A 19,685-nucleotide genomic window follows, 5' to 3' on the forward strand; every position below is an offset into this window, starting at 1 on the left:
GTAACGATTAAAAGATGGGAGTTGGTGTCGTTGACCAAAAAAATCACGAAGATTGTCGCCCAAAAACGAGCTGGACGCTATAACATCTACTTAGACGAGCAGTATGCTTTTCCAATCAGTGAGTCGGTGATGATCAAATTCCGCGTTTTCAAAGGCATGGAGGTTGATGAACAACTACAGACGGCGATGATTGCGGCTGATGATGTCTCCAAGGCGTATACGCGCGCGCTTGATTATCTCTCACACCAGTTGCGGACTGAAAAAGAAGTTCATGACAAGTTACGGGATGAAGAGATTGATGAGGCGGTCATCGACGCCACGATGCAACAGTTACGCGAATTGCGGTTACTGAACGACCAACAGTACGCGGATGCCTTCGTGCGGACGGCCAAACGCACTAGTGATAAGGGGCCGCGGGTAATTCGGCAGAACTTACGGCAAAAGGGTGTGGGTGAGCAGCTGATTGATGATGCTTTGGCTGGCCAGTTCAGTATCGAAGAACAGGTCGATAACGCCACTGAACTCGCACGTAAATTAGCGAAACGCTATCACCGGCAAGCTTTTAAGACGATGCAACAGAAAGTTCGTCAAGGTATGATGACCAAGGGGTTTGATAACGATACGATTACGGCCGCGATTGCAAGTTTGGCACTAGCACCCGATGAAGATGAACAGTGGGAAGCCCTTGTGACGCAGGGGGCGAAGCTGTGGCAACGTAATCGCAAGTATGCCTTTCGCGAACGCACGATGCGTACGAAACGGAGCCTGTTTCAGAAGGGCTTCATGATGGACGATATCAATCGATTTATCGACGAACAAGTCGCTGATGAGTGAAAAGGTTGAATTACCTGCCCGCACGCCATAAAAATCTGGTATAATGTTTAATGAAATTCGATGAAAATTTACCCTCAGTTTAGAAAGTTGGGTTAATATGGCGCGCGAGGCTAAAGGACCTAAGGAAGGCGACTTCATTACGATCAAAAGCTATAAGCACGACGGAAGTTTACATCGAACTTGGCGCGATACAATGGTACTCAAAACAAGCGAGAACGTACTAATTGGTTGTAACGATCACACACTAGTTACCGAGGATGATGGTCGCCGGTGGGTGACGCGGGAACCTGCAATCGTTTATTTTCATAAGCATTATTGGTTTAATATCGTGGCGATGATTCGCGATAACGGCGTTTCATACTATTGCAACTTAGCATCACCATACGTGTTAGATAAAGAGGCTTTGAAGTACATCGACTATGATCTGGATGTCAAAGTCTTTCCCGATGGTGAACGGCGGTTGTTGGATGTTGATGAGTACGAAGAACACGGTGCCCAATGGCGTTATTCGGCTGATACTGATCGCATTTTAAAAGCAAATGTGAAAGTCTTAGTTGATTGGATCAAAAACAAAAAAGGCCCGTTTTCACAAGACTACATCGATATCTGGTATAGTCGCTATCAAGAATTATCACGTCGGCAATAGCTCTGCTGACGGTCTGTCAGCGGCGTAATTAAAGTACAAAGGGAGCGACTCCGTGCTGGGGTGCTCCCTTTTGTATCTTCGCCGTCATGTGGAGTTGGCTCATTCAACGTGATAACCGACCGTCATGGTTGACACGGGTCACGATAATTAGGACAATAAAAAACGACCCACAAGACGGGCTTGCGAGTCGTTTGAAAATTGAAAATCACGATTTATCTAAGCGCCAAAGTTGACTGGTCGCGAATAGCCGACCGCGTGCCACCATGGAACGTAGACTTTTTCATTCTTAACACCGTTGTCTTGGGCGTCGATCATCTTGCCACCGCCAACGTAAATGCCAACGTGTGAAATCGAGCCCGTGCCACTGCCAAAGAAGACTAAGTCACCTTTTTGGGCGCGTTGTTTGGAAATCTTTGGATATTGTCGGTACTGGGCTTGGGCCACACGGGGCAGGGACTTCTGCGCGGCTTGCTGGAAGACGTACTTGGTGTAACCGGAACAGTCGAACGTGTTCGGACCGACCGCACCATAGACATAGCGGTGACCGAGTTTGGATTTGGCCACGTTATAGAGGTTGGTGAAAGATCTGGTGCTCTTCTTAAGGGAGCCGGTCTTGACCCAGCCACGGACACGGTTATTGGCACTGGTTATAAAATAATAATTGGCCGTGGTATTGTTGGCTAAGCGGACTTGCCGTTGTTGGCTGACAAACCAAGTGGTATTGCCATATTGCCGAAGCGTTCCGCGATACTTGATTTTAAGATTAGTAGTGGCACCGCTCATGTTATAGAAGCCGCCCTGCATATTTTTCGTCAAGTAAGCAGTCCTGGTTAGATGAGTGGTTCTAATGACGCGATTAGTTGAGCTGGCGTCGACGTTTGGTGCTTGCCAAAGCCCCACCGCGAGGCCTAGAATAGCAACAATCAGTGCGATAAGCCGTTGTTTCATATGTATTTCCTCCCCGAAAATCCCCGTGTCCATCTCATTCATTAACGCTGACCCTATCATAAACGCTGATTGTAACAAAGTTGTTGCAAATGGGTTGCGGTTCGATTAAGTAATATCGACAGCTTGAGTGGATTAACAATAACTGATTAGATCTTGAGCGATAGGAGTGATGAACTTGGCTTTTTTGAAGATTGATAATGGTGAATTACTTAAGAATATTCGGCAGTTTGCCAAGAAGAATGGACTGACCTTAGCGGAAGTGGCGACCTTAGCGGGATTGAGTGCGAGTGCCATCTATAGTTGGAAGAAGCACACGCCGTCTGTCGGGACGTTGAAAGAAGTTGCCCAGGTACTCGGTACGAGTTATACCAAATTAGTTGGTAAGGATAAAGAACCGACCGCCAAGTCTAGCAATGCTGCAGCTGTCGACCTAAAAAAAGTGATTGAAAACAAGAAAAACCAGTTTGAATATGACGGCCAACCGATTACTAATGAGCAAATGAAAATTATCAGAAACGTCTTGAAATCGATGTTTAAGACCCCGCGACTTTAATTTTATGTAAAACTCGGTTCTTTTAGGTGCAACTAGGACCTGCTTAGTGTAAAATATTGCTCAGTTACTTGAATAATTGCTAGCAGCGCTTGACGGGTTTGAATGAATGGTGCACAATGGCAACAATTATGGAACGGATTGGGAGATGGGCGTATGAAAAAAGTTACTACCGCATTAGCAAAAAAGAATATCAACCAGTTGTTAACGATTGTTAATCAAGGCCACGATACCATTGAGGTGGAAAATCCCAGCACCCAAGATTCAGCGGTAATGGTTAGTATGAAGGACTGGTTGCAGATTGTCAGTCAATTAGCCAAAACGAATCATCATGATATGGAATTCAGTTAAATAATAATAACGAACTAATTGTGCCAGTCAAGGTTCATTTAGTCCGATAAGTTAAAGACACCACCGACAGATGATTGCCGGTGGTGTCTTTTTGCAAGCTGTCGTCCTATAAGCGTGCGGATTGTGCTAAGATTTGTTCAATTTGGACGCCGACTGTGTTCATGGTCGACCATTTTGCCTGGTTAGCAAAGAAAACCATGGCGACCTTGCTGTCATTGGAGCCGATGTAGAGACTATAGAGACTGTTGTCGGCACCACCAATGCGAATCGTCCCATCATCACGGTAGTAGATTCCGCCTGAGTAGGTGGGGTGTAAGTTAGCGGCCAGTTCTTGGAATCCCGCTGGTGTGAGTAGTTGCCCATCGACGAGATGATGAATGAAGGTGTAGAAGTCGCCGACACTGGCGTAAAGGTTACCACAACCGAGTTCGCTGGATAGTAAGTTGGTCGAGATTGACCGAAGAGTTGCGGTTCCTTTACTGAAGGTGTAGGGGAGCGGATGAACGGCGTTGGCTGGCACTTGGTTATAGACGAACGTGTGTTGCATGTTGAGTGGCCGCAAAATATCAGCCTCGAGGTTAGCACTGAATGATTGGCCCGTTAACTGGTCAACGATACCAGCTAAGAGGGTGAAGTTGGCGTTGGAATACGACCACTGGTGCTGGTTGGTAGACGTCAAGTGTTGCAGGGTGAAGTCGACGGCCTGTTGATCAGTAGTCAAAGCCTGGTCTGGGACGGGTTCGCCCATCTGAATTCCTGAGGTGTGGTCGAGTAATTGGCGAATCGTAATGGACTGCGCATAGGGGACTTGCGGGTAAAAGTGAGCCAAAGTTGTGTTCATTGTCAATTTCCCGGCATTGATCAGGTGCTGAATAACTGCACCAGTCACTGATTTTTCCAGCGAGGCAAGCGGGTACGCTTCGTCAACAGTATTGGCAAGGTGTTGTTGCAAATTAGCCGAGCCAAAGGTCAAAGTTTTGACTCCTGCTGGTCCATTATTCGTCAGGAGCAAGGTCCCCATGAAATGGTTAGTGGTCATGAGCTGGTTGATGGTTTGTAATGCCTGTTGGGCCGTGTATTTCGTGACCGGGGCGGCATTGACTGACGTCGGAGCGGCCGCTGACATCGTGGTGTGGTCGGCCGGTCGTGCGGCAGCAACCTGACTAGCGCTGGACGTTCCAGTTGAGGCCGGCGTCTTCGATGGCGTGGTAACCGCTTGTGGTATGGCCGCGGATGTCGCAGTTTTGTGGTCAGTTTGTGCGGAAGTAGCCTGACTAACCAGTGACGACGCGCTGTTTGCATTGGCCCTAATTGGCACCTGACTGACCGGGTTGACGGGACAACTAGGCTGACTTGCTGGTCGTGTCGCGGTTGCAATCTGGTCGGGGTGCGCCTGCTGATGCCTAATCACCGTCCCAGCTGAGGTTACCGGTTGAGTTGTGGTGGCTGTGGAAGCGACATCCGCCGTGGTAGCTCCCGAACTGACTGGCGCTTGATGGGTTGGTGCCGTGGCAACACTGGAATGGAACTGAACCGGCGCGTGTGGTGCGGCTATCGCTGGTCGTTGAACGGTTTGCTGATCGTTGAACTGGGCTGATGACTTGACTGATGTTCCTATAAAGTGGGGTCCCTGGGTCGGTGAAGTGGATTTCTGGTTCGGTGGGGTAGCCGGTGTTGATGCATTCACATGTTGTAGTTGTCCGACTGAGCTGTTGGGGAGCGCTGGTGTCGCGTTGTTCTCGGCGTGCCGGAATTTAACGGTGTTGTTAAGATTCTGAGGTTGTCCCGTAGTTGCCGGGCCAGACTTGGGTGTTGTCAGGCCAGCCTGAGCATGGATGGGCGTGACTGCTCGGGTGGGGGTAGTCAAATGTTTATTTTGGCGAGGTGTGGCCAATGTGAGTCGCAGTGGCTTATTGCCGATTGGAACCCAGACATGCCAGCCTCGTGGTCCGACGATTTGGATGTATTGCCCACGCGTTGTCCGGACAGGTTTGTTCACGCGTAGATGAAGTTGATTCATTTGATGCGTGCTTAATTGATGCGTCATGATCAGCTGCAGCTGCCGGTTAGTTATCATTGGCGGTGTCGTGGTGTGGGTGCTCAATCTTGCAGCGCGGATGGCGGGCGTTTTAAAGCGTTGTCCTGTCGGATGCTTAGCGAGCGGTATCATGGTGCGTGCAGCAACCCAACCATTAAAACGGTTGCTGATGATGTGAAAGTAAGTGCCACCAAGACCGCGGTGCTGCTGAGTGATTTTGAAAGCAGTGGTCATGGGTTGGCGGGTGAAGTGACCGCGTCGAAGTTGGCGCCGATTGGTTGGGAGTTGTGGATAAATCGTGATCCCGTGGCTGGTACGCAGACGAGAATCAGTTGGTTTAGTTGCGGCAGTGGCTGGTTGAACAAGTGTCAGGCTGCTGAGGCTGATCAAGGTCAGCATGGTGGTTGCGGACAAGCGTTGTTTGAACGTCAAAGTAATTCCCCCTTTTAGCTGCTCATTAATATAAAACGGTGGCCAGACAATTGCACGGCTTTTCGAATCGGCGTTAAACTTCCTAACGTGTTTTGACAAGATACGGTGTTTTTTAAGTTAACGTTGTTTGACAGAGTGGACGAATAAAAACCGGCTAACACGTTGGATACGTGTTAACCGGTTAGCATGATGATTGTTAGTTCGTTGACTTTGGCGTGCTGATTAGTCGGTTTGACTTTCAGCGTACTTGGTCTTGATGTAGTCTGCTGAAACCTGTAATTTCTTCAATTCTTCGTCCGTGAGATCCAATTGAACCTGTTCGACGATCCCGTCACGACCAACGACGGCTGGATATGAGAGGTACACGCCGTATTCTTCGCGAAAGTTGGAAACGGGGAGTTCGGTGAGCGCGTCATTCAAGACCGTGTTGGCTAAGCGCACCGCGGCCGTTGCAACACCGTAACTCGTATACTTTTTACCGTGGAAGACCCGGAAGCCGCCATCGCGTGATTCAGCGTCTAGTTTAGCCAGATCTAAACCGCGGTCGGCGGCTAATTTGGTAATTGGTTGGCCTAACACTCGGACTGTTGACCAAGCCGTAAATTGAGAATTGCCGTGTTCACCCAGGTTGTAGCCGGCCACGGACCGTGAGTCCAGGTTGAGGGCACTGGCGACGGCCCGCTTCATCCGTGCGGAGTCCAGCAACGTTCCCGTCCCAATCACGTGATTCTTTGGTAAGCCAGTAACGGCCTGATAGATTGAGGTGATGACGTCCACAGGGTTGGTGATGACAACGAGGATCCCATTGAACCCACTAGCCTTGATCTTAGCAGCGACATCCTTGACTTGCGTGCTGGTAAACGGCAATTCGAGGAAGCGGTCGTTAGTTGGTGAATCTTGTAACTTAATATTCCCGATAGCTGAGATAATCACATCAGCATCAATGAGACTACTGTAGTCATTGACAATGATATTTGTGTGGAAGGGTAAGTTCGGCATGGCGTCTTGAAAATCAAGCGCGTCCGCTTCGACCTTGCTATTATTCGTATCAATGAGAACCAGGTCGTCAGCAAAGCCGTTGGCGACGATGTAGTGTGCAGCGGTTGAACCAACGTGGCCCATTCCGATGATGGCAATTTTACGTGACATAAGATAGCGCTCCTTTAAAAGTTTATCGTTCATTAATTAAATTACCATGATTCTCATTGATTTTAAATAGATTTTGTGAGAAATATCGAAATCGTATTCGGGCTAAGTGAAATAGGGTATAATTAACGCATTACTAGTTGCACCAAGAAAGGGAGGAGCGCGAGTGTTTAAGCGCCTAAAAGATTCGGCCTTGTTATATTGGTCACTTGAGATTTTAATTGTGGCGACCTTGATCTGGGTCTGCACGAACATCGGCTTTTTGTTTCAGCCCATCGGCACGTTTTTAAGTGTCGTGTTCATGCCAATTTTAATTTCAGGATTTTTATTTTATATGTTAAACCCCTTGGTCAAGTTATTGACGAAGGTTCATTACAAGAAGTTTCGGATTTCACGAACTGGCGCCGTGGCCATCGTATTTGTGCTATTATTCGGATTACTGGTGTGGGGAGCCGTTTCCCTGTTGCCGCGGTTAGTCAGTCAGGTAACACAACTGATCTACAATTTGCCAACTATTGCGACAGAGATGCAAAAAGCTGCTACTAAGCTGATCAATAATAGTTCGGTACTGAAAAAGATCGACATCAGCTCGTATACCAAGCAGTTTAATGGCGAAATCAGCAAGTATTCGCAGAACTTTTTGTCATCATTATCAAGTAGTGTCGTCACGGTGATCTCGACGATTACGAGTGTGACCATCATGGCAATCACGATTCCGGTCGTGTTGTTCTATATGCTGAAGGATAGTGAGAAGTTCATTCCAGCCATCAGTCGGTTCTTACCGAAGAAACAGCGCCCAGAAGTCATCGGCTTACTTCAGAAGATGGGCGACACGATTTCCAGCTATATTAGTGGTCAGGTTATCGAGTGTCTATTCGTGGGGACGTTTACGGCAATCGGCTACATGTTGATCTCGCAGCCATATGGCTTGTTGCTTGGTGTGATTGCCGGGTTGACGAACATTATTCCGTACGTGGGGCCTTACATTGGAATCGCACCATCGCTCATCGTGGCTTTCACCAAGTCACCGATGCAGGTGGTGTACGTGATTATCGTGGTCGTGATTGTTCAACAGGTTGATGGGAACTTAATCTATCCGAACATTATTGGTCGGACACTCAAGATTCACCCGTTAACGATCATTATTTTATTACTGGCAGCCGGCAACATTGCTGGGATCCTTGGCATGATTTTAGCGATTCCGTTTTATGCCGTGGTCCGGACCGTGGTGATTTACCTCTATAATATTGTCGAGTTACGAAATGAGGAGCACTTACGCAAGCAAACGACGGTCTACCAGCCGCAACCTGCTAAGGCGACTAAAGTAGACTTGACGACGAATGCTAAATCAAAAAAGTAGGCTTTACTTTAATACCCGGATTGAACCCGAACGCGCTCGCCAATCGCCGTGTTTGAACAGGTAATGGGGGCGTCAAGCCGTTGCACCAAGGTCATATTTGGTCGTTAAGCGTGTATTTGGCAAATTAGCGGATATTATTAAAGATAGAAACACCGTCGTTACGCAGCATGAAGTTATGCGTAACGACGGTGTTTTGTTTAACGGTTGTTGATCGAGTGAAATTTCAGTGGCTTGGTAACTGGATTAGATATACAAGTTACTGTAACTATTCAGCTAGTTCGAGAAGTTTAATGGAAGATGGCGTTGAGCGCCAACACGCCTCCGAGACCACAGACAGCGATGATCGTTTCTAACATTGTCCATGTAAGCAACGTTTGCTTGACGGTTAGGTCGAAGTATTCCCGGAACATCCAGAAACCAGCATCGTTCACGTGAGAAGCGGCGACACTTCCGGAGCCGATGGCAATTACCATCAGGGCAGGGTCGATCCCAGCTTGCGTCATTAACGGTGCAACTAGGCCGGCTGCCGTGAGGGCTGCTACTGTAGCGGAGCCGAGTGAGACCCGCAAGATGACAGCGACTAGCCAGCCAAGAATCAGTGGTGAGATGCTGCTGCCACTGAACAACTGGGCCACGGCCTTACCAACACCCCCATCAATTAAGATCTGTTTGAAGGCGCCACCCCCACCGATGATTAGTAATAACATGGCAATTGACTTAGTGGCATCTTCGATGGTGGCCGTGATGGCCTTATTGGTCTTGTGTTGGTGAATCCCCATTGACCAGAGATCGAATAATAGTGAGATTAACATGGCGATTCCGGGTGCCCCAATCAAACGAATGATTTGGTCAAGGGTCGACGGGTTTTTCGGTGTCACCCCGTGGTCAACGACCAATTCGTAGACGGTGGTGATTGTCATCAGAATTACGGGGAAGAGCGCGGTTAGGACACTGAGCCCAAACCCGGGCGCTTCAGATACTTTGAATTGACGTTTGTTACTGCTAAGCGGTAGGTGTGGTTTACCGGTGAAGGCGTCTGGAACCATCTTTTGCGCCCAACGTGAAAAGAGTGGCCCCGCAATATAAACAGTCGGTATCGCAATAATGATGCCGAATAGCAACACGTGGCCGACGTTTGCATTTAGCGTCGTCGCAATTGCCGTTGGTGCCGGATGCGGTGGTAAGAATCCGTGGGTGACGGACAAGGCGGCACCCATGGGAATCCCGAGATAGAGAACGGGAACTTGTGCTTCGATCGCAATGGCAAAGACGATTGGAATCAACAAGACGATCCCGACTTCGAAGAAGAGGGCAATCCCGATGATAAATGAGGCGACGACAATGGCAATTTGGAGTCGTTTGCGTCCAAAAATATCCAATAGTGTCGTGGAAATCGTGTAAGCACCACCAGCATCGGCTACTAAGCGGCCGAGCATGGCACCGAAGCCGAAGACTAGTGCTAACTCACCAAGTTGCCCACCAATCCCGTTTTGAATACTAGTGGCAATCTTAGTTAATGGCATTCCGAGTCCGATTCCGACAACGACGGCCGTAACGATCAGCGCAATGTAGGTATTCAGCTTGAATTTAATAATTAATAATAACAGTAGTAGGATGCCGAGTGTAAGAACAACAAATGGCATAGTGGACACTCCTAACGATTTAGAGTAGCGATTTCGTGATATAACGGGGCCAATTGCGCCGTTACGTGGTCAAAGACGACTTGGTGCTGATGATATAACTGATGGTTGGCGGCGTTGGGTTGATACGTCTCAGTCGCACCAATCATGGCGTGAATCGCGGTTAAGTCATCAATATGTCCCAGTGCCTTGAGACCGATAACGGCCGCTGCTAGACAGGAACTTTCGAAGCTTGCTGGAATCGTAATGGGTTGGCCCAAGACGTCGGTCAAAATTTGCCGCCATAAACTTGAACGGGCAAAGCCGCCAGTGGCCCGAATCGCATGAACTGGTTCGGCGGCCGCCGTCAATTGTAGGACGGTGTTCAGGTTCATCACGATACCTTCCAAGACCGCACGCGCAATATCAGCCTTGGTCGTGGTCGTGGTGACGCCCAGCAGTGAACCGCGGGCATCCGCGTTCCAGAGCGGCGCGCGTTCACCACTTAAGTAGGGGTGAAATAAGAGTCCGTGGGCGCCGACGGGAACGGTTGCGGCAAGCGCTGTCAATTGGTCGTATGGATCTTGTTGATTCGCGCGAGCGGTTTGACTCTCAGTCGCGAAGAGCTCATCACGGACCCACCGGAAGACTTGACCACCGTTATTGATTGGCCCACCAACGATCCAGTGATGCGGCGCAACGTAGTAACAAAATAGTCGGCCTTCAGGATCCAAGTAGGGTTGTTTGGTCATCACCCGTACGGCACCGGAAGTACCGATGGTAATGACCGCGACTCCTGGTTCATCAGCTCCCACGCCCAAGTTGGAGAGGGCCCCGTCGCTGGCACCCATGATAATTTTCGTGGTCGGCAGGAGGCCAAGGTCGTTGGCTGCGGCCGTTGTCAGGCCGTCAATCACGGCGTCGGTATCGACCAATGGTGGTAGCTGCGTGCGGGTGATGTGTGCATAGTCGAGCGCGACTGGTTCCCAATCAAAATTGTAAAGATTGAATAAGCCAGTGGCGTTGGCCATTGAATAGTCCATTTGAAGTTGGCCCGTCATTTTGTAAATCAAGTATTCTTTAATTCCGACCACGTGACAGGTTTGTGCTAGTAAGTCCGGTGAATGATGGGCAAGCCAGTGAAGCTTAACCAGGGGACTCATCGGGTGAGTCGGCGTTCCCGTGAGGTGATATAGGCGATCGCCCAGGGGTTGACTTTTCAATTCAGCGGCATCTTGTGCGGCCCGGTTATCTGCCCAAGTGATGACCCGGGTCAGCGGTTGTTTCTGACTGTCAAGTAAGATCAAGCTGTGCATGGCGGATGAAAAGGCGATTCCTTCGATGTCTTCGGGATCAATACCGGCACTCACTTGATGGATGGTCGCTTGGACTGCTTGCCAGATTTCTTCGGGGTCCTCTTCAGCCGTGGTCACGATATCGTGATAGAGTGGGTAGCCAACGTTGGCACTTGCAATTACGTGACCCTGGTGGTCGTACAAGACGGATTTGGTACTTGTCGTTCCTAAATCAGTTCCAATAAGGTAAGTCATGGTGCTTCGTTCCTCCTATTCGTGATCGACAGCGTGGCCACCAAACTCGTTACGCAGGGCGGCAACAACTTTACCAGTGAATGTGTCATCGGTTTCTGAACGGTAGCGCATCATCAAGGCCATCGCAATGACCGGGGTGGCGACTTGTTGGTCGAGGGCCGTATCTAAGGTCCAGCGACCTTCACCGGATGAATGCATCACACCCTTGATGTCGTCCAGATTACCATCCTTGCTGAATGCATCTTGAGCTAAGCCCATTAACCAGCTTCGAATGACTGAGCCGTTATTCCACATTTTGGCGACGGCCGCGTTGTCGTAAGTGAACTGACTATGCTGTAAAACGTCAAAGCCTTCACCTATTGCTGCCATCATACCATACTCAATTCCGTTGTGGACCATCTTCAGGTAATGACCACTGCCAACAGGGCCGGTGTACAAATACCCATCGGGAGCGGCAATCGCTTTAAATAGTGGTTCGACGACTTGGAAAGTGGCGGGGTCGCCACCAATCATAAAATTGCCGTCGTGGCGTGCACCAGCTTGACCGCCCGACGTTCCGACATCTAAGAAGTTGATGTGGTGACTTGCCAGTAATTCGCCGTGGCGGATACTATCTTGATAGTGCGAATTACCGCCATCGAGGACGATGTCACCCGCACTTAAAGTCTGGGCTAACTGTTCGATAACGCTGTTGGTCGCCTGACCAGCGGGTACCATGATCCACACGATCCGTGGGGTTGGTAACTGCTCAATCAAATTGGTGAGATCCGGGGCCGTCGCCAACCCGTTGGCACTGGCGGTGCTGAGATTGGTGGGGTTGAGATCCGTCCCCACCGGCGTGTGCCCGTTGTCTTGCATGTTCAACGCTAAGTTCATACCCATTTTACCTAAGCCAATCAATCCTAATTTCATGATGAAACCCCTCTTTTATATGAAAATTATTAAGTACTTTTTGTATTCGCTTACATTGTAATAAAACTATTTACATAAATCAACCGTATATTTGTAAATTATTTTCACCAAGTTGAAAATAATGGCAACCAAGCCCGGTTTTACAGGCCTGATTGCCAAGAAAAAATTTGTTAAATTGCTGACCAAACGGCTGCGCCGATACTTGGGAAGAGGGTCACGAGTTGTTCACGTTGCGCCGGGGTCAATTGATATTGGATCGCTGGTAGCAACGTGTTAATGGTATTTTCGGCCTGTTCACCGAGTTCAGCGGCACCAATCAACCGTTGCTGGTCATCGGTCACGAGTAAGTTATGGCCAGTGACATCGCGCGTTGTCTGCCGGAACCAGTCATCTTTAAGATCACTGACGGTAACTTTGGCATCGTGGGCGTCACCAGTTGGAAGAGTACCAACTTGGGCCAATCGTGGGGACGTGAAGACGACCGATGGAATGGCCGGATACTTGATGGGGGCATTGGTGTCACCCATGAATAGGTGGGTCAGGTATTGCGACTCAAAGATAGCAGTGGGTGTTAATTTTGGTTGATCCTTGGCGAGAACGTCACCGGATGCGTAGATGCCAGCGACACTCGTTTGCAAGTGGTCATCGACGGTGATTCCCGCTGCTGTGTAGTCCACACCGATTTTTTTAAGTCCTAAGTTGGCGGTGTTTGGCTGGCGGCCCGTCGCATCTAAGATCCAGTCCGTTGTAATCTTGTCATCTGCGCTGAAGACTTCGAAGCGGTCACCAGTTGACTTGATCGCAGTTGGCACCCATTCACGTTTGAGGACTAAACCTTGTTCCACGAGGATGGCCAATAATCGTTCAACGAATGGTTGGTGGAATTGACGAAGCGCTTGGTCACCACGCATGAGCAGGGTGACCTGACTGCCGGCTGTCAGTGCCATGTTGGCGAATTCGAGTCCGATGTAGCCGGCCCCAATCACGGTGATGTGGTGTGGCAGCGTGGTCAGGTTCAAAAAGTCGTTACTGTCATGGGCGAGTTCGGTGCCAGGAATGTCCAAACGATGTGGATGCTGACCGGTTGCGATGACAATTTTATCGGCGGTGTACGTCTTGTCCGCCACCTGAATCGTATGGTCGTCGACGAACGTTCCGCGGCCATTGATGAGGGTCACGCCGGCACTAGTCATTAAGCCAGCAATCATATCTGGTAAGCCGGCGATGACGTCGCGTTCGTGGTCGAAGTTGGCTTGCCAATCAATCGTCGGTTCACCACGTAGACCGTATCCTTGGAAGTTAGCAACTTGATTTTTTAATGCTACCGGCTGGTCTAAGGTGATTTTAGCGTTGCAACCCCGATTAGGACAGGTACCACCAACCAGATCAGCTTCAATGACGGCGACTTTTTTGCCACGAGCCGCTAACGGAATGGCCCCGTCAAACGTTCCGTGACCGCTACCTAGATATATAACGTCAAATTTTTCTGACATATTAAAATCCTCCTCGTTCCCAAATCACAGTTATTTAAAAACAAATACATTGTACACAACTTAATTTAACATGCCAAATAAAACGCGGTCTTAATTTAAAAGCATGGCCCTGAAATCGATTGCAACTGGTCTGTCATGACTTTGTTAAGTGAATTCCCACCGAATCGGTGCAAGATAGTCGGTGGTACTGGATTTTTTGGTCAAATATCAGTAAAATATGTAAGGCTATGTTTTTTTACGGTGGGACGGTACCACCGTGCACGTTGAATATACAGGTTATGATGAAAGGAATTTTTAATGAATAAGACAGAATTAACCGCCGCGGTCAATACCCGGCGTACCTTTGCGATTATTTCTCACCCGGATGCCGGGAAAACCACCATTACGGAACAAATGTTATTGTTTGGTGGCGTTGTTCGTCAGGCCGGAACGGTTAAAGCCCGTAAAAGTGGGAACTTTGCCAAGTCTGACTGGATGGAAATTGAAAAGAAGCGGGGAATCTCAGTAACGAGTTCCGTGATGCAATTCGATTACGATGGCAAACGGATCAACATCTTGGACACGCCCGGACATGAGGATTTCTCGGAAGACACTTATCGGACTTTGATGGCGGTCGATTCCGCTGTCATGGTCATTGACTCGGCTAAGGGAATCGAACCACAAACGAAGAAGTTATTCCAAATTTGTAAGATGCGGGGCATTCCGATCTTTACGTTCATGAACAAGTTGGACCGTGATGGTCGCGAACCATTGGACTTGTTGAACGAAGTCGAAGAAGTCCTCGGAATCGAAACTTATCCAATGAACTGGCCAATGGGTATGGGTAAGGGCTTAAAGGGCTTATACGATCGTTACAATCACCGTGTGGAACTTTATCATAATGAAGCGCATGGCGAAACGTTCTTACCACTAGATGAGAACGGTGAGCTTGATCCTAGTAATGAATTGACCAAGGACAGTATTTATCGTGACACGTTGGATGAAGTCGAATTGATCAACGAAGCTGGTAATGATTTTGACGAAGCTAAAGTAATGGCGGGAGACATGACGCCAGTATTTTTTGGGTCTGCCCTCACCAATTTCGGGGTCGAAACGTTCTTGAAGACGTATCTGCAGTATGCGCCTAAACCCGCTGCTCATAAGACTCGTGATGACCAAGTCGTTCAGCCAACCGACGATGAATTTGCCGGTTTTGTGTTCAAGATCCAAGCCAACATGAACCCGAACCATCGTGACCGGATCGCTTTTGTCCGCATTTGTTCTGGCGAATTTGACCGGGGGATGGACGTCGTTTTACAACGGACTGGCAAGAAGATGCGCTTGAACAACTCCACGCAATTCATGGCCGATACCCGTGAAACGGTGGAAACTGCCGTTGCTGGCGATATCGTCGGCCTCTACGACACAGGTAACTTCCAAATTGGAGATACGATTTATGCTGGCAAAAATGCGGTTCAATTCGAAAAGTTACCGCAATTTACGCCGGAGCTCTTCATGCGCGTTACAGCCAAGAACGTCATGAAACAAAAGTCTTTCCATAAAGGTATTGAACAACTGGTTCAAGAAGGGGCCGTTCAGTTGTACACTTCATATTCAACGGGTGACTATATTCTCGGTGCAGTCGGTCAACTTCAATTTGAAGTCTTCAAATTCCGGATGCAAAATGAATATAATTCGGAAGTTGTCATGGAACCAATGGGTAGCAAGACTGCCCGCTGGATCGATCCCGAACAATTGGATGAAAAGATGTCTAGTTCGCGGAATCTATTGGTCAAGGACCGTTACGGGGCACCGCTCTTCTTATTCGAAAATGCCTTTGCCGAACGCTGGTTTGCGGATAAGTATCCGGATGTCAAGCTGACCTCGAAGCTCTAGAATTTATATTTTTGGTTACACTTTAGTTAGATTACTGTTCGTCAGCCAATGTTCGTCCTATTCCGACCTCCGGGGCTGGGTGACAATTGCTGGAACGCAGCCGACGTCGATTTGAGCTAACGCACAACCCGCGTCATCTCAAATACGAGTCTTATTCTAAGCCGGAAGAAAATCACTTCCAGCTAAGAATAATTTGGCTACTGAGCATTGTCACCCAGCCCCTCCGGTCTCTAGAGTGTGAGGGGCCACGGGTTGAAGCTGAGCATTGCCTAGCCAACGGATTAATGCGGTCTTGGCATTCGTCCGTTGGCGTAGCAAGCACAGGCTTCAGTGGCACCGAGCACGTTTCGGTAAGCCGCTCGAATGGCTGATGAACGACCACTTAACTTGGTACAATTTGTCGTTGGCTATTTTGATACTTGAACTTTAAACGAGACGTTAGGGTTCCCCAAACCACTTTGTCGAGGCGTTCGATTATTACTATGGTGATTCCGAAATAGTGAGCTATCACAATATCTTCTTCGACCTAACAGTTGATTGACAAAATTACCGATTATGAAAAGCAACGACCAATTCATCAAAAGTTGGGTACATCTCCGTCCGCCATTCGAATACCATCCCGACTGGAAGGCGTTTCTACCAATGCCCAGTGCTGCAAGAGTGTGAGGTTCAGACGGGGTGAGACTGAGGATTAGCCTAGCTATGGCGTTAAGCGGTGCACTTCCGCTTGGCGTCATAGCGTAGCTAACCGGAAGTCTCAGTCTGACCCGAACACGTTTCGTCAATATGGCATTAAGGCGTGGAAGACCAGTATTTAAGACGTGGTCTTCGGCTTAAATCTGTGTCCACCGCGTTCCAGCAATTGGCAGAAATGCCTGGAGGTCGGTGTAGGACGCACCTACCAAAAAAGTTTACGCTAACCCGAACTGTTTCCAGCGGGCCTAAGCTGGCTGCTCTTGATTTAACGGATAGAAAAATTACAACGTGTCTCAAGCAAAAGCACAAACAAATATGTGAATAGTTCATAAAATGATGAGACTGCCAAGTTGATTTGGCGGTGTCATCATTTTTTGTGAGTGGCACCGGATAGAAGTGAGATGAGCGGTTCTTCTGACATGCTGATTGGTCCATGTAAATTCACCATGTAAACCAACGTTGCAGTACTGCTAAGGTGGGAGAATTACGATACAATCAATCTGCAATTTAGATTGTAGGGGGGCGATGAGCGTGAAGACGAGGGGACGCTGGCTGTTAGGATTGATGTTAGGAATGGGGTTGTGGGGACCGGTGACGGTGCACGCGGCGACGAACTTGGTTCGCTGGCCAGTGGTGCAAAGCTTAGCGCCCCGGAATTGTGAGCTTGAATCGAAACAAACGCGCTTATATCAATTAAATCGTGCAACGATGCAGTTAACGCCGTCGGGGCAGGCCCAAACGACAAGTCACTGGCAACGGGTCGGACAGGTGATGGTGACACAAAACAAGCGGTTAGTGACTTATTGGCAAGTGCGACATGGGACTGGCGGTCGAGTGAGCTGGGTGCTGGCGGACGCGGTGCGGGTTAACGGGACTAAGGTCACTGATATTAAGGCACCGACGCGACAGCCGATGCGCGTGGTAAAGATGTATCAACAAGCGAATGCAGTGACGCGCGCGGCCAATAAGCTGAGTTATTTGCCCTTAAAAGGAGCGGGACGTTACACCACTGCGCATATTTTGTTTCGTCCTACCGCGGCGTATCTGGCGACTCAGGGGTTACAAAATCAGCCAGACACGTTGCGCCAGAGTAGCGGCTATTACGACCATTATCATTTCAAAACGGCACTGTATTTGCCGCAACAGTTAGGGGGGCGCTTGTTGAATGACCCACAGAGTGCGACATTTTCGGCGGACAATCGGTACTTGTACGTCATGTATGTCAATGATCAACAGCCAGGTGGTGCCGACCAAACGGGCTGGGTCGTTCGCTATGATTGGCAACGCCTAATGGCCCTAGGTGCTGGGCAGTCGGGGAAGATGGCGATGGTCCGCGTGGCAGCAGCTCACCAGTTCGATGGAACGCTGACGGCTTTTGACCGGCGGGTGCTGGCCGCCATTGAAGTGGGCCCAGAGTTTACGGCGGGACACGTTCAGTCACTAGCTTTAAATCCTAAGACGAACGAGCTGTGGTTTATTTCATCGACGGCACGTGATCAGCTTGCAAGTGTTGCGCGACTAAACCCACAATCCTTGACGCCGGATCTTAAAATTGCCTTTACTACTGGTAGCGGGCGTCTAGGTGATGAACTGACTTTTGATCGCGCTGGGCAGGCCTATTATTGGACGCATGCGAGTCAGCTCAGAAATGGCAATGTCACGCTTTATCGTGGCACAATCAGTTCGACGACTGGTGTACATTTTGAACAACTCGCGCAGGGGTTAGCTAATAATCCGGGTTTCTTCGCCCAATCGATTGGATATAACGAGGTTACTGGTCGGCTCTACCTGGTCTCCGATGAGAGTATTACGTCACTTCCAGTGGCTAAACTGGGACACTTGACGACTAGTCAGGTCGGTGAGGCTAACTTTGCTGGTGATCGCGAGTTTGAAGGGTTAGTCTTCATGCACCACAGCCAGGAAGGTTTCTTGCTGACGAATCGGGGCATCGAGTTGATGCGCATAATTGTTGATAAGTAGATATTAAAATGCACCACTCGCTAGATTAGATTGAAGCTAGCGAGTGGCGCATTTTAGCATGGTTCGCGTTAACTGAACAAAAGTCTTGTTTAAGCAAACGGTGGATCTAATTTCGTTAAATAACGGCCCGGCAAGTAGCCTTGATCTTGCAGGCGATACCAGACGACCCCGTTATCGTCGGCCATTCGCTCAATCAAATTGACCGTGTCACCATGAGTGACGGTGGTCAAATAGCGGCCATATGGTTCGATGTATGTGTGGACCTGTTTGCCAGGGACAAAACTGACGACGCCGGTTTGGCGAACAGGCCGTTTATTTTGGACGCGGTAGCCGGCTGGCAACTTGAGTAACAGTGTGTCACCGGTAGTCAATTGGAGGTGCGTCTCCGGAATCCACTGATCATCGCCAATCGCATACCAGGTCTCGTGGGTGACTAAGCGAACGCGCATATACGTTTTATAAGTGCTACCAGGCTGGAGCTTGGTTAAATAGTTGGTCGTAGTTGCCCCGGGATACGGATAAACGGCGGTCAACTTGTTGATTTGGACAAAACCAGTACTGAGGTCAGTTTGCTGCCAATTTTGATTACGGTAGAAAAAAAGGACCGTCTTGGAAGTGGTCGTGTATTCACCAGTCACGTCGCCTACGGAACGGAGGAGCTTAAAACCGGCGACGGTCGGCGCACTGACTTCGTAAGGGGTTCCTAATTTCCCCCGGTACATGGTCGGCCGGCCAATTAGTTCGCGGCGGTCAATGTCATAGGCGTACATCCAGACTGGTTGGCCAGCTTGGCGTTCGTAAGTCAACGTGATGCTAGCCTGTGGGGTCGTAAACCAGCGAGTCAAGCCTTCAATGTGGACGAGGTGATAACCGGTGATGCTGACGGCTGGCAAGTGAATCTCTTCGCCAATGGTGCCAGCAATCATATCAGCAGCCTGCAGTTCATTGCCATCCTGATCTAGGTGGTGAACGAGAACTAATGCTTCTGTTTGGTTAACTGTAGGTGCTGCGGCAGTTTGTGCGGCAATGGAACGTGGTGCCTCAGTAGCGCTTGTGGCGGCTTCCGTGCTGTTTAGTGCCTGAAGCATTCCTTTAAGTCGGTCAAGAAACGACACGTGACCACTCCTTTCATTAATAAATTAATTATCACTAGTATAACGCATTCACAAGGGTTCTGGCACGTCTTAAATAAATTGTAAAATTCCCGCTTTGTCAGTCGTGTATACTAATATTTAATAACAGGGGGCGTTAACGG

General features: G+C 49.1%; 15 protein-coding genes. 7 read left to right on the forward strand and 8 right to left on the reverse strand.

The window, feature by feature from the left end; all coding sequences use genetic code 11:
* Window positions 1–30: 30 nt before the first annotated feature.
* Window positions 31–834, forward strand: a complete 804-nt coding sequence (gene recX / locus V7R88_RS04680; RefSeq protein ID WP_072535238.1) for a recombination regulator RecX — start codon at window positions 31–33, stop codon at window positions 832–834.
* A gap of 97 nt (window positions 835–931) precedes the next feature.
* Window positions 932–1,480 carry a nucleoside tri-diphosphate phosphatase gene (locus V7R88_RS04685; protein ID WP_003643214.1) on the forward strand — a complete coding sequence of 183 codons (549 nt, stop codon included), beginning with the start codon at window positions 932–934 and terminating at the stop codon, window positions 1,478–1,480.
* A 216-nt stretch (window positions 1,481–1,696) separates the two neighbouring features.
* Here the strand turns inward: V7R88_RS04685 and V7R88_RS04690 are convergent, their stop codons facing one another.
* Window positions 1,697–2,428, reverse strand: coding sequence for a C40 family peptidase (locus tag V7R88_RS04690; RefSeq protein ID WP_060599269.1), 732 nt, complete (start codon window positions 2,426–2,428; stop codon window positions 1,697–1,699).
* Window positions 2,429–2,603: 175 nt separating this feature from the next.
* Here V7R88_RS04690 and V7R88_RS04695 point away from each other — a divergent pair, with 175 nt between their 5' ends.
* Window positions 2,604–2,981: a helix-turn-helix domain-containing protein gene (locus tag V7R88_RS04695; RefSeq protein ID WP_054396095.1), complete on the forward strand. Its 378-nt coding sequence runs from the start codon at window positions 2,604–2,606 to the stop codon at window positions 2,979–2,981.
* Between the two features lie 153 nt (window positions 2,982–3,134).
* On the forward strand, window positions 3,135–3,329 hold the full coding sequence (locus V7R88_RS04700; protein ID WP_003645953.1) for a type II toxin-antitoxin system Phd/YefM family antitoxin: 195 nt from the start codon (window positions 3,135–3,137) through the stop codon (window positions 3,327–3,329).
* A 106-nt stretch (window positions 3,330–3,435) separates the two neighbouring features.
* On the opposite strand, the gene V7R88_RS04705 is transcribed toward V7R88_RS04700, so the two are convergent.
* Window positions 3,436–5,799, reverse strand: a complete 2,364-nt coding sequence (locus V7R88_RS04705) for a serine hydrolase (protein WP_338816514.1) — start codon at window positions 5,797–5,799, stop codon at window positions 3,436–3,438.
* A gap of 222 nt (window positions 5,800–6,021) precedes the next feature.
* Window positions 6,022–6,948 carry an L-lactate dehydrogenase gene (locus V7R88_RS04710; RefSeq protein WP_054396088.1) on the reverse strand — a complete coding sequence of 309 codons (927 nt, stop codon included), beginning with the start codon at window positions 6,946–6,948 and terminating at the stop codon, window positions 6,022–6,024.
* Window positions 6,949–7,111: 163 nt separating this feature from the next.
* Here V7R88_RS04710 and V7R88_RS04715 point away from each other — a divergent pair, with 163 nt between their 5' ends.
* The gene (locus tag V7R88_RS04715; protein WP_054396085.1) at window positions 7,112–8,305 is read left to right on the forward strand and encodes an AI-2E family transporter; all 1,194 of its coding nucleotides are present in this window, start codon (window positions 7,112–7,114) and stop codon (window positions 8,303–8,305) included.
* 287 nt (window positions 8,306–8,592) lie between these two features.
* Here V7R88_RS04715 and V7R88_RS04720 read toward each other — a convergent pair whose 3' ends face one another.
* From V7R88_RS04720 to V7R88_RS04735, 4 genes are all read right to left on the reverse strand, one after another.
* Complete coding sequence (locus tag V7R88_RS04720) at window positions 8,593–9,948, reverse strand: gluconate:H+ symporter (RefSeq protein WP_226319699.1); 1,356 nt, start codon at window positions 9,946–9,948, stop codon at window positions 8,593–8,595.
* A gap of 11 nt (window positions 9,949–9,959) precedes the next feature.
* A complete protein-coding gene (locus tag V7R88_RS04725; RefSeq protein WP_226319700.1) occupies window positions 9,960–11,474 on the reverse strand; it encodes a gluconokinase in 1,515 nt (504 codons plus the stop codon).
* A gap of 15 nt (window positions 11,475–11,489) precedes the next feature.
* Window positions 11,490–12,386, reverse strand: coding sequence for a phosphogluconate dehydrogenase (NAD(+)-dependent, decarboxylating) (gnd, locus tag V7R88_RS04730; protein WP_114648371.1), 897 nt, complete (start codon window positions 12,384–12,386; stop codon window positions 11,490–11,492).
* A 170-nt stretch (window positions 12,387–12,556) separates the two neighbouring features.
* Window positions 12,557–13,879 (reverse strand): dihydrolipoyl dehydrogenase family protein, encoded by a 1,323-nt coding sequence (locus V7R88_RS04735; RefSeq protein ID WP_226319701.1) that lies wholly within the window; start codon window positions 13,877–13,879, stop codon window positions 12,557–12,559.
* 297 nt (window positions 13,880–14,176) lie between these two features.
* Between V7R88_RS04735 and V7R88_RS04740 the strand changes: the two genes are divergently transcribed.
* Together V7R88_RS04740 and V7R88_RS04745 are read left to right on the forward strand one after the other, a co-directional pair.
* Complete coding sequence (locus V7R88_RS04740) at window positions 14,177–15,754, forward strand: peptide chain release factor 3 (protein ID WP_003643227.1); 1,578 nt, start codon at window positions 14,177–14,179, stop codon at window positions 15,752–15,754.
* A gap of 1,221 nt (window positions 15,755–16,975) precedes the next feature.
* Entirely contained in the window at window positions 16,976–18,430 is a 1,455-nt protein-coding gene (locus tag V7R88_RS04745; protein WP_152707300.1) for a hypothetical protein, read from the forward strand.
* Between the two features lie 89 nt (window positions 18,431–18,519).
* Here the strand turns inward: V7R88_RS04745 and V7R88_RS04750 are convergent, their stop codons facing one another.
* The gene (locus tag V7R88_RS04750) at window positions 18,520–19,545 is read right to left on the reverse strand and encodes a MucBP domain-containing protein (protein WP_045353035.1); all 1,026 of its coding nucleotides are present in this window, start codon (window positions 19,543–19,545) and stop codon (window positions 18,520–18,522) included.
* Window positions 19,546–19,685 lie beyond the last annotated feature (140 nt).

Source organism: Lactiplantibacillus argentoratensis, assembly GCF_037290055.1.
Lineage (GTDB): Bacteria > Bacillota > Bacilli > Lactobacillales > Lactobacillaceae > Lactiplantibacillus > Lactiplantibacillus plantarum.